The following is an 11,274-nucleotide window of genomic DNA, read 5'->3' on the forward strand; positions in this document are numbered from 1 at the left end:
TCAGACCGTACCGATCAGCATGTAGCGGGTATACTTCGTCGTCGGCAGGGCGCCGGCAAATTCGACTGTCGTCAGCGCCGCCTGTTTCCTGAACTCCTCGACGGAAGCCACGCAATTGATATGGGTGGGCTCGCTGAAATAGTTGTTGGATTGCAAGAGGACGCGCGTGCCAGCGGGAATGCGATCGAGCCACGATCTCAGATCGGCGATGTGTTCGCAGCTCGTGTTGATGACCAGGTCGGCCCCAAGCGTCGTATAGTCGATCGCATACATGTCGGCCGTGACCGCACGGAATTTCTCCGGGAAGGCAAAATTCAGGGTTCGCGCAACCGTTTCCACGTCCGGGTCGATGTCGAAGCTGTCGACCGCAGCCACGTTGAAGCGCGCATCCTCCAGCAGCATTGCGCCCAGGATGCCATACCAACCGCCCAGAATCGCAATCCTGGCGTAGGATGAACCAGCAACCTTCAAAAGCGTGTCGCGCGCCCAAACCTTGCAGGCAACCTGCTTGTGATTGAAGGCGTTGGCGACGTGGGCTTCGGGATGTTTGGCGATTACCTTCGCGACGCCTTCGACGAGGGGGCTCTGCGTATAGGCGGCGATACCGCGGGCCAAATCAAAGGCATGCTCGTACCAATCGCTGGTTTGGGAAGGAGGGTGGGTGGTGTGTTTCATGCGCTCGTTGTAAGCTGGGTGTCGGGCGAGTGCAATATCGGCGTGTGCTTCGGAGAGTGACATTCTCTGTGGTTGCCTTCGCGGCAGTGGAGTCGGAACCGCGTCCATTGCAGATTTCCCTCGCACCTGCATAATCGACAGAACCGGATTCGGCGCCGGACGGAATATGCAGGCATCCACTTCGCGATCGAGCGCCGACAGGCACCCATCCGGAGGCTCCGCCGAGGAATGATGCGTGGTGGGGCATACGGCGGCCCGCCACGCCAGCAGCTATCGTGTTCAATAAGGTCCTATTGCCAGACACATGGAACCACGCCTTTCCCGCTACATCTGGACCCACACGCGCAAGGATCAGCTTTGGATTCTGGTGATCGTCGCGCTGTCGATGATCCCCTATTTCCTGTCCTTTGACCTACCGAAGCAGATCGTCAATGGACCGATCCAGGGTGATGGCTTCGACAGTCCGGAGGCGACGCAGGCCTTCCTGCCGATTTCGTTCGACTTGCCGTATTTGGGAACGATCAATGTCTTTGACGGTTTCCATCTCGGTCGAGAAGGCATGCTGCTCGCGCTCAGCCTGGTGTTCCTGCTGCTGGTGGTCATCAACGGCCTCTTCAAGTTCTACATCAACACCTTCAAGGGTCGGCTCGGCGAGCGCCTGTTGCGGCGCATCCGCTTCGAACTCGTCGATCGTGTCCTCCGCTTCCCGCCAAGCCACTTCAAGAGAGTGAAGCCGGCCGAAATCGCAACGATGATCAAGGATGAGGTCGAGCCGCTCGGCGGTTTTACCGGTGACGCCTTCGTCTCGCCTGCGCTGCTCGGCGGCCAGGCGCTGACGGCGCTGGTGTTCATCCTGCTACAGAGCTTCTGGCTCGGTCTGATCGCGACGCTGATCGTCGCCGTGCAGGCGATCATCATCCCGCGCATGCGCAAGCGACTGCTGGTGCTTGGGCGTGAACGGCAGCTGACGGCGCGGGAACTCTCCGGTCGTGTCAGCGAAATCGTCGACGGTATCGGCGCCATCCGCGGGCACGATACCTCCAACTATGAGCGCGCCGACATCGCGGCTCGGCTCGGCCGGATCTTCAAGATCCGCTACGACCTCTACCAGTGGAAGTTCCTCGTCAAGTTCATCAACAATTTCCTGGCGCAGGTCACGCCTTTCCTGTTCTACGCGATCGGTGGCTATTTCGCCTTGCAGGGGCGCCTCGATATCGGTCAGCTCGTCGCCGTCATCGGCGCCTATAAGGACCTGCCAGGTCCGCTGAAGGAACTGATCGATTGGGATCAGGCCCGCCAGGACGTTCAGGTCAAGTACGCGCAGGTCGTCGAGCAATTCAGCATCGATCCGTTGCTCGATCCGAAGGTTCAGGCCGTTGCGGCGGGGGCCATCGAATCGTTGCGCGGTCCGCTGGCGGCGGTGAACCTGACGGTGGTCGACGACGGCGGCTCGACCGTGCTCGACCACGTGTCGCTTCAGGTGCAGCCGGGCGAGAAGGTGGCGCTGACAGGCGGTGGCGAGGTGCTGGCGGAGGCCTTCGGCCGGCTGGTCTGGCCGGCGAGCGGCAAGGTGGTCATCGGCGGGCAGGATATTCTGGAGATCCCGGAATCGGTTACTGGACGTCGGATCGCCTACGCTTCGTCCGATGTCTACGTGTTCCAAGGCAGCCTCGGCGACAACATCCTCTACGGCCTGAAGCACGCTCCGCTGACGGAAGTAAACTACGAAGGGGAGGGCGCTTCGCACCGGAAGTGGGAAGTGACCGAGGCGCGCCTGGCCGGCAATCCACATCTGGATGTCAACAGCGACTGGGTCGACTACGGTTCGGCCGGGGCGAGCGGTCCGGATGATCTGCTCGTGCAGATCCGCCCGGTTCTCGACGCCGTGCTGCTGACCAATGACGTGATGGCGTTGGCCGTCCGCTCGACGATCGACGCGAACCGCCATGCGGCGTTCGCAGCCGGCATCGTCGAAATGCGCAGCGCGCTCAGGCAGCGTCTCGAAAAGGAAAAGCTCAGCGATCTCGTCGTGTTCTTCGAACCGGGAACCTACAACATCGAGGCAACGATCGGCGAAAACATGCTGTTTGGCACGATCACCGATCAGGCGATGTGGGCGAACGCGCTTGAGAACCACCCCTTCTTCAAGACGATCCTGCAGCGGGTCGGCTTGCGTGACACCTTCTACGAGATGGGGCTCGAGATTGCGGAGAACGTGGTCGAACTGTTTCGCGACTTGCCGCCGGATCACCCGTTCTTCCAGCAACTGACCTTCATGACCGCCGAGGAAATACCTGTCTACGAAGCCATCCTGCAGAAGGTGCGCAGCCGCGGCAAGACCGAGGTTTCCGAAGACGATCAGATCAAGATCATCCGGCTGTGCTTCGATTACATCGAGCCGCGGCACCGCTTCGGTTTGCTGACGGATGAGGTGATGGCGAAGGTTGTTGCCACGCGCCGTGAGTTCGATGAGGGGTTGCCGGCCGACCTCGCTGGAATGATCGAGCATTATCGTCCGAACCGTTACATTGCCTCAGGCAGCATCATCGACAACGTGCTCTTCGGGCGTATTGGCCACAAGCATGCCGATGGGTCGGAAAAAATCCGGGCGATTGTCCGCGATCTCTTCGAAGCCGGCGGCCTCTATAACGAAGTCCTGGCCTTCGGTTTCGACTACAATGTCGGCGCGGGCGGCAAACGTCTGACGGCAGCGCAGCGACAGAAGCTCGATCTTGCGCGCGCGCTTATCCGCGCCTGCGATTTCTATATCTTCAACCAGCCGCTGCTTGCGCTCGATCAACGCGTCCAGGAGCAGGTCGTGCGCAACGTCTTCTCGATGCTTGACCGGGCCGGGCGCGATCCAGCGATCGTCTGGGTTCTTGCCAATCCCTCGTTGATGGACCTCTTCGACCGTGTCGCAAAGTTCGAGAATGGGCGCCTGATTCATGACACCGGTGCCGATGCCGCAGTGGATGACGGACGCGACTACAAGGAAATGGCATCTTGATGTAATATTAATGTCAGGGCACGAGCATATGGTCCCGCCGCGATGCGGGAGGCAGACTGCTCCCGACGGGAAATCGGAGACAAGGATTGTGATGTTGCTCAAGGATGAAGTTGAAATGCTGCGCCGGATAACCCTGTTTTCAGGATTGCCGCCGGCAAAGTTGAAACTTCTTGCCTTCACGTCCGACAGGGTCATGTACGGTGCCGGCGACGCACTGTTCTATCAGGGTGATATCGGTGATGCGGCCTATGTCATTCTCTCCGGCAAGGCGGAGGTACTGATCAACACCGCCGGCGGGCCTTTCAAGATTGCCGAGTTTGAGCAAAATTCGATTGTCGGCGAAATCGCCATCCTCTGTAATACGCCTCGCACGGCAACCGTGCGGACCACCACACCGCTCGAAGCCTTGCGTATTCGCAAGGAGGACTTCCTCAAGCTGCTGGCCGATTTTCCCGAGATGGCGGTGGAAATCATGCGTGTCCTGGCTGACCGCCTGGCCCAGACCACGGCCGAGCTCAGCGAAGCCCGTAACCAGGTCGAGCGGGTCGACGCCTGACGCGCCTCGCAACCCAAGCTGTACCATGTTGAGACATTCTCTCAGGGCATGTGAGCCTTTCGCAAAAGCGATTCCGCTTGGCGGTTTTATCGGCTAGACAGGCGACATGCGTTCGATCACCTATTTCCGCAAAACCGTTCAGTTTCCCGACAAGCCGGAGAAGAAGCGCTTCTTCGCGCGGCTGCAGAATGGCGATTGGGAGCCTTGTACGTTTCAGAACATCGAGCGCCTTGTCGATCGCAAGACGACCTTCATCGACATCGGCGGATGGATCGGGGTGACGCCCTATTGGGCGGCGCAGATCGCAGACAACGTCATCACCGTCGAGCCCGACCCCGTCTGCTTCAGTATACTCAAGGAGATGCAGCCGGAAAACAGCGGGGAGGTGCGCGTGATCAACGCCGCGCTTTCCGAGGACGAGGTGCTGGTGCTGCACTCCGTCGGCGGCGGTTTCGGCAGCTCGGAAACCTCCGCGCTGATTGCCGACGACAACGGCGAGGCGATCCGAGCACAGACGGTTAAGATAGCCGAGCTTCAGGCCATGGCCCGCACCGAGCGGCTCTGCTTCAAGATAGACATCGAGGGATATGAGTACCGCGCTCTGGATCAGTTCCGGGCTATCGATCCGCAACGCACCACCGGCGTCCTGCTTGCGGTGCATCCGCAAATCCTCTTTGCCTCGCTGAGCGGTCCTTCGGTGGTGCGCGCAATTCGCACGATTACAGCCACGATGCGCCTGATCCGCAGCCTGCGCGGCTTCCGCCTGGACAATCCCTCGGCGATCTGGGCGGCGCTGCGCAAATCGATTGCTCGCCGGGAGTTTCGGGGCTTCGACCTTTTGTTCGTTTCGAGACGGCACGACCGCTAGGCGGTTGCGACAACGGCAATTGGCGTTTTCCATCCACCCGCGTGTATCAGATGGCTGTCTCTTCGCGCAGACGCGCGGCTATAGGCGTTCAAGGCAGGTGCTGCAGGTTCATTCTCGAGCGAGACAGGCTCCAACCGGCAACAGCTACGAAGCCGGCATGGTTAACCATTCTTTAGAGAATGTTAATTCTTCGTTTTAAGACGTAATTTTCAGTGCTATAAATTTCTTGACTGCTATTGGCTAAAACGTCGCGCGTCACTTGAGACGCGCAAAGGTTGTTGTAGTACTTTGATTTGCTGCATGTCTTTGTCGTCAGATTGAGGTCGATCGAAGGGGTCATGCAGAAAGCTTGATGTTGTGTCGTGAGGGCGATCGCATGTCATGGGTGTATTTTGCGACTGCCGCCTATTGCCTGACCGCCTCGTTTCTCCTGGCGATGACTTATCTTGAAGGTTTACAGGCGCGTGCGCCTTGGAACATGTATCGTTTTGCCGGGCTACTCATCTGCATTCTTTGGCCGGTCCTGTGTCTCTATCTGATGTTTAAAATGATATCGAAAACAAGAATTTCGGAGCGTTAAGGTTAGACTTCCCTGCCTCTATGTCGGGTTTTGCGCCCGAACTGTGGCATTTACCATACAACCAGAAAATGCCGGAGATTTAACCCATGAGTCCCTCGTGCGGATTATGCTTCGGTGGTGATCGACCGGTGTGAAAGTATTTGAACATGTGCGGTTTCGGTGGCTATTTCGGCTCAATTCCAGACGCAAAGTACCTCCTCGAGAGAATGGTTTCCGCAATTGCGCATCGCGGCCCGGACGAGAACGGCGTCTTCGTCGACAAGGAGGCCGGACTTGGTCATGCTCGCCTGTCGATCGTCGGTCTCGGCGACGGCCAGCAGCCGATGTCGGACGAGAGCGGTGAGTTGACGATCGCCTTCAACGGCGAGATCTTCAACTATGTCGAATTGCGCGATGAGCTGCGTGCCAAGGGCCGGCGCTTCCGAACCTCAAGCGACACCGAAGTGATCCTTCATCTTTACGATGTCATGGGGGAGGAGTGTCTGTCCCGTCTCAATGGCGATTTTTCCTTCGCCATCTGGGATCGCCGCCGCCAGCGGATGATGCTGGCACGCGACCGGATGGGCGTACGCCCGCTGTTCTACATGAACCATGGCGGCACGTTCTATTTCGCTTCCGAAATCAAGGCCCTGCTTCAGGTGCCGGGCGTTTCTGCCGAACTCGATCCGATCGCGCTCGACCAAATCTTCACGCTCTGGGCGCCGATCGCGCCGCGCACCGGCTTTCGCGACATTCATGAGCTTGAACCGGCGCATCTCATGATTGCAGAAAAGGGCAAGGTTGCGATCCGCCCCTACTGGCAACTCGACTATCCCGACTGCGGGGCATCGCCGCTGCTCACGGACGAGCGTGCCGCTGCCGAAGAGCTGCGTGCGCTGCTCACGGATGCCACCCGGATCCGGATGCGCGCCGATGTTCCCGTTGGCTCCTACCTTTCGGGCGGGCTCGACTCCTCCATAGTCGCGGCGATGGCGACCGGCATGGCGCCGCAGGGGCTGAGGACATTCTCCGTCACCTTCGATAGCGTGGAGCATGACGAGAGCGCATTCCAAATGGAAATGGCGACAGCGCTAGGCACGCATCACAGCGCGGTTGCCTGCCGGGCGGGCGACATTGCGCGGTCTTTTCCGGAGGTGATCCGCTTTGCGGAGCGACCGATCATCCGAACGGCGCCGGCACCTCTCTATCAACTTTCGGGTCTCGTCCGGGAGCAGGGGCTGAAGGTGGTTCTGACGGGCGAAGGCGCCGACGAGGTCTTTGCCGGCTACGATATCTTCAAGGAGGCGCGGGTCCGTCGGTTCTGCGGCCGCCAGCCCGGGTCGCGCATGCGCCCGCACCTCTTCCGCAAGCTCTATCCCTACATCCCCGGCTTGCAGCAACAATCGGCGGAGTATCTCGCCGCGTTCTTCGGCGCCGGCGACGTGCCGCTCGACGATCCGCTGTTCTCGCACCGGCCACGCTTCAAGAGCACGGCGGCGACCAAGATCTTCTTCTCAGGCGATCTGCGTACGCGGTTGAGCAACTACGATGCGGCAGAGGATCTGGCGAGCCGGCTTCCGGCAGCCTTCGGACGCTGGCACCCCTTGCACCAGGCGCAATATCTCGAAAGCCGCTTCCTGCTGCCGGGGTATATCCTGTCAAGCCAGGGCGATCGCATGGCCATGGCCCACGGGATCGAAGGACGCTTCCCGTTCCTCGATCATCGCCTCGTCGAATTCGCGACCCGTCTACCGCCCGAAATGAAGCTGAAGGGGCTGGTGGAGAAGCATATCCTGCGCGAAGCGACCAAGGATCTGTTGCCGCCGTCCATTGGCCAGCGGACCAAGCAGCCTTATCGAGCGCCGGACAGCCATTCCTTCACCGGAGTGGGCGAACTCGATTACGTCCGCGATGCCATGAGCGAGGCGCGCGTCAGCGACAGCGGGCTTTTCAATGCCAAAGCCGTGACGAAGCTTTACGAAAAATGCCAGTCGCAGCCGGTCACCGGCTTCCGCGACAATGCGGCTTTCGTCGGAGTCCTGTCGACACAGCTCTGGCTGCAAGCCTTTACCGGCACCAGCGTCCGCGCGGCGGAAGCAGCCTGAACCATTTAGGAAAGGGAACCACATGACGGAAACGATCAAAGACAAGGTTAGAGCCTTCGTCATCGAAAACTTCCTGTTCGGCGATACATCCTACGATCTCGCCGATACAGCCTCGCTCATCGAGAATGACATCATCGATTCAACCGGCGTTCTCGAACTGGTGGCCTTCATCGAAGACCAGTTCGGCATTGTCATGGGCGACGCCGACATCGTGCCTGCGAATCTCGATTCTCTTGCGCGCATTTCGGCCTTCATCGAGGCCCGGGTCGGGGCGCCAGCCACGGCATAATCAAGACGCGAGGGGGCGTCCATGCGGTTCGAGCAATTCCTTATTGGCAATGCCGCCAGGCAAGCGGCGAAAACGGCGCTGGTCACCGACCGCCGTCGCCTCAGCTACGGCGAATTCGACGATCTATCGGGCAGGCTGGCTGCCGCGCTGGCGCGGGCCGGCGTCAAACGCAACGATCGCGTGCTCGTCTTCATGGACAATTGCTGGGAAGCGGCTGTTTCGATCTTCGCGATCCTGAAGGCCGGCGCGACCTTCAGCCCGATCAACGCCTCGACCAAGGCGGACAAGCTCGCCTACATCATCACCGACTGTGAGGCGGCGGCGATCCTGACGCAGGCAAAGCTGATGCCGATCGTGGCGGAGGCGCAGGCGCTGAGCGACAAATCGGATCTCTTCGTTGCCTCGACGGCTGCGCCCAACGGCCAGACGCCGGCTGACGCGATCTCGTTCGAAACCTGCCTCGCGGAAGCGGCAACGCCTGTGCCGCATCGCGGCATCGATGTCGACCTTGCGATGCTGATCTACACCTCGGGTTCGACCGGTCGGCCGAAGGGTGTGATGATGACCCATCGCAACATCGATGCGGCATCGGAGTCGATTACCACCTATTTGCGCAACGAACCGGACGATATCATCCTCAACGTATTGCCGCTTGCCTTCGACTACGGGCTCTACCAGCTGCTGATGGCGATCCGGATCGGCGCGACGCTGGTGCTCGAAAAATCCTTCGCGTTCCCGCATGCGATCTTCGAGCGGATCCGGGAGGAGGGCGTTACCGGCTTCCCGCTGGTTCCGACGATGGCGGCGATGATCCTGCAGATGCGGGATCTGGAACCCGGCTTCCTGCCAAGCCTGCGTTATCTCTCCAACACCGCCGCTGCCTTGCCGCCGCCGCATATTGCGCGGCTCCGCGGGCTCTTTCCGGGCGCCCGACTCTATTCGATGTACGGGTTGACGGAATGCAAGCGCTGCACCTATCTGCCGCCGGAAGAACTCGACCGCCGGCCGGGCTCGGTCGGCATCGCGATCCCGAATACCGAGGCCTTCGTCGTCGATGACGTGGGAAAACGCGTGCCGCCGGGCGTTCCCGGCGAACTCGTCATTCGCGGTCCCCATGTCATGCAAGGCTACTGGCGCAACGATGCCGCGACCGAGCGCATGCTGCGGCCGGGGCCGAACCCTTGGGAAAAGGTGCTCTATACGGGCGACCTGTTCCAGACCGACGAAGAGGGCTTCCTCTATTTCGTTGGCCGCAAGGACGACATCATCAAGACGCGCGGCGAGAAGGTCGCGCCCAAGGAAGTCGAGACCGTGCTGCACGCGCACCCGGGCATCGCCGAGGCCGTGGTGGTCGGCGTCGCCGATCCGGTGCTCGGCCACGCGATCGCGGCGCTGGTGGTGCGTTCTGATCCCAGCCTGACGGACAAGGACATTATTCGCCACTGCACCCGCCATCTCGAAGATTTCATGGTGCCGAAGATTGTCGAATTCCGCACCGAACTTCCGAAGACGGATACTGGTAAGGTCAGCCGCCGCCTTGCAGCCGAGACAATGGAGCCCGCCCAATGAACATTCGAACGACTGAGGGCGCGCGCCCGTTTTCGGCCGAGACGCTGACGATCGATCATGCGGCCGAAACGGACCGGATCGTCGCCGGGCTGCGTGAGCAGTTGCGGACGATGAAGAAGCGCGGTCTGGTGCTCGGGCTCTCCGGCGGTATCGACTCGAGCGTTTCGGTCGCGCTGGCCGTGCGTGCCGTCGGCGCCAAGAATGTGTTCTGCCTATTCATGCCGGAAAACGATTCCGATCCGGAAAGCCTTCGCTTTGGCCGTCTCGTCGCCGAGACTTTCGGCGTCGCGGCAATCATCGAGGATATCGGTCCGACGTTGAAGGCGATGGGCTGCTATGAGCGTCGCGATGCTTTCATTCGCGAGCTGGTTCCGGACTATGGCGATGGATGGGCCTCGAAGATCGTGATTGCCAATGCGCTTGAAGGCGAAGGCTACAATATTTCCTCGCTCGTGGTTCAAAGCCCCGACGGCACGCGGTCGAAGCATCGAATGCCGCCTTCGGTCTATCTGGGTATCGTCGCCGCCACCAACATGAAGCAGCGCACGCGCAAGCAGGTGGAGTATTACCACGCCGACCGGCTGAATTTCGCGGTGCTCGGCACGCCGAACCGGCTGGAATACGACCAGGGTTTCTTCGTCAAGAACGGCGACGGGGCGGCCGACGTCAAGCCGATCGCGCATCTCTACAAGTCGCAGGTCTACGCGCTTGCCGCCTATCTCGGCATTCCCGAGGAGATTCGACGCAGGCCGCCGACGACCGACACCTACTCGCTGGAGCAGACGCAGGAGGAATTCTACTTCTCGCTGCCATACGACCGCATGGATCTCTGCCTCTACGGGCTCAATAATGGCATCGATATCGACGCCGTCGCGACCGCTGCAGGCCTGACCGTCACGCAGGTGGAGCGCGTCTGGGCGGATATCGCCGCGAAGCGCAAGGCGACGCGCTACCTGCATCTGGGTCCACAGCTGGTGCAGCCGGTGGAGGAGATCAAGGGCTGATCGCGAGCCTCGTTGCTCGGCGAGGTGCTGCGGTGGCTTCAAGGAATGCCGCAGTAACCGAAGCGCTGGTCAGTCGAACTGGCCGGCGATCAGCCGGCACCAGTGTTCTCCGGCAATGCCGTTGAAGAAGCCTTGCCCGTCCCGGCAGGCCTGGACGATCGCGGGGTCACGGGAGTGAAGCACCGTCGAGGCGACATGGACAAAGGCAATCCGACGTCCGAGCATCGCTTCCATAAGTACCGGCTGTGTCCGTCCCCGTAGGCCCGGAAGTCCACGCTTGGCGGCATGATCGACAAGACAGTCGATGACCGGGCCGGCCTGGCCCGGCTGCGCCAAAACCTGCAGCACCCGTCCGATCGCGCCTGCCTTGGCGTAATAGGCGAACGCGCCAACGAGCGTGCCGGTGCGCGCCGTGGCCAGAGCGTAGACGAGCTCGCCCTGTTCGGGCTTTTGCTCCGCATCGCCGAGAATGTAGTCGAGCTGCCCTTCAGCCCATTCGGGGCGCAGCGGAAACTGCGCGAGGAAACGATCGACCACGGCGGCAAAGCCGTTGCGATCGGTTTCCTGTGCCGTGAAACCGGCCTGACCGATGCCGGCGGCAGACACGGCGGACCAGCGTTGTTCGCCCGGCGCCATCCGCTT

At 60.7% G+C, this 11,274-nt stretch carries 8 protein-coding genes and 1 pseudogene; 7 read left to right on the top strand and 2 right to left on the bottom strand.

Annotated features, from left to right (window positions below; all coding sequences use genetic code 11):
• Positions 1-675 (bottom strand): class I SAM-dependent methyltransferase, encoded by a 675-nt coding sequence (locus ACTJKE_RS30965; RefSeq protein ID WP_440693434.1) that lies wholly within the window; start codon positions 673-675, stop codon positions 1-3.
• A gap of 304 nt (positions 676-979) precedes the next feature.
• Between ACTJKE_RS30965 and ACTJKE_RS30970 the strand changes: the two genes are divergently transcribed.
• From ACTJKE_RS30970 to nadE, 7 genes are all read left to right on the top strand, one after another.
• Positions 980-3,682, top strand: coding sequence for an ABC transporter ATP-binding protein (locus ACTJKE_RS30970; protein WP_113514526.1), 2,703 nt, complete (start codon positions 980-982; stop codon positions 3,680-3,682).
• A 91-nt stretch (positions 3,683-3,773) separates the two neighbouring features.
• Positions 3,774-4,238 carry a cyclic nucleotide-binding domain-containing protein gene (locus ACTJKE_RS30975; protein ID WP_057251293.1) on the top strand — a complete coding sequence of 155 codons (465 nt, stop codon included), beginning with the start codon at positions 3,774-3,776 and terminating at the stop codon, positions 4,236-4,238.
• Positions 4,239-4,344: 106 nt separating this feature from the next.
• Positions 4,345-5,106, top strand: coding sequence for an FkbM family methyltransferase (locus ACTJKE_RS30980; RefSeq protein ID WP_058328046.1), 762 nt, complete (start codon positions 4,345-4,347; stop codon positions 5,104-5,106).
• Positions 5,107-5,832: 726 nt separating this feature from the next.
• Entirely contained in the window at positions 5,833-7,770 is a 1,938-nt protein-coding gene (gene asnB, locus ACTJKE_RS30985; RefSeq protein WP_058328044.1) for an asparagine synthase (glutamine-hydrolyzing), read from the top strand.
• Positions 7,771-7,792: 22 nt separating this feature from the next.
• The gene (locus ACTJKE_RS30990) at positions 7,793-8,059 is read left to right on the top strand and encodes an acyl carrier protein (RefSeq protein WP_057251289.1); all 267 of its coding nucleotides are present in this window, start codon (positions 7,793-7,795) and stop codon (positions 8,057-8,059) included.
• A 21-nt stretch (positions 8,060-8,080) separates the two neighbouring features.
• On the top strand, positions 8,081-9,628 hold the full coding sequence (locus tag ACTJKE_RS30995) for a class I adenylate-forming enzyme family protein (protein WP_058328043.1): 1,548 nt from the start codon (positions 8,081-8,083) through the stop codon (positions 9,626-9,628).
• Positions 9,625-10,632: an NAD(+) synthase gene (nadE, locus tag ACTJKE_RS31000; protein WP_058328042.1), complete on the top strand. Its 1,008-nt coding sequence runs from the start codon at positions 9,625-9,627 to the stop codon at positions 10,630-10,632. Before ACTJKE_RS30995 ends, nadE begins: the two co-directional genes overlap by 4 nt.
• A gap of 69 nt (positions 10,633-10,701) precedes the next feature.
• On the opposite strand, the pseudogene ACTJKE_RS31005 reads toward nadE, so the two are convergent.
• A pseudogene (locus ACTJKE_RS31005) lies at positions 10,702-11,274 on the bottom strand (hypothetical protein); the annotation flags it as partial.

Origin of the sequence: Ensifer sp. 22521, assembly GCF_052044795.1 — a bacterium.
Lineage (GTDB): Bacteria > Pseudomonadota > Alphaproteobacteria > Rhizobiales > Rhizobiaceae > Ensifer.

What these genes read in the sequence shown, in the direction of transcription:
- ACTJKE_RS30990 (WP_057251289.1), top strand. Translation starts at nt 7,793, where the DNA reads ATGACGGAAACGATCAAAGACAAGGTTAGAGCCTTCGTCATCGAAAAC.
- ACTJKE_RS30965 (WP_440693434.1), bottom strand. Translation starts at nt 675, where the DNA reads ATGAAACACACCACCCACCCTCCTTCCCAAACCAGCGATTGGTACGAG.
- ACTJKE_RS30980 (WP_058328046.1), top strand. Translation starts at nt 4,345, where the DNA reads ATGCGTTCGATCACCTATTTCCGCAAAACCGTTCAGTTTCCCGACAAG.
- nadE (WP_058328042.1), top strand. Translation starts at nt 9,625, where the DNA reads ATGAACATTCGAACGACTGAGGGCGCGCGCCCGTTTTCGGCCGAGACG.
- ACTJKE_RS30975 (WP_057251293.1), top strand. Translation starts at nt 3,774, where the DNA reads ATGTTGCTCAAGGATGAAGTTGAAATGCTGCGCCGGATAACCCTGTTT.
- asnB (WP_058328044.1), top strand. Translation starts at nt 5,833, where the DNA reads ATGTGCGGTTTCGGTGGCTATTTCGGCTCAATTCCAGACGCAAAGTAC.
- ACTJKE_RS30970 (WP_113514526.1), top strand. Translation starts at nt 980, where the DNA reads ATGGAACCACGCCTTTCCCGCTACATCTGGACCCACACGCGCAAGGAT.
- ACTJKE_RS30995 (WP_058328043.1), top strand. Translation starts at nt 8,081, where the DNA reads ATGCGGTTCGAGCAATTCCTTATTGGCAATGCCGCCAGGCAAGCGGCG.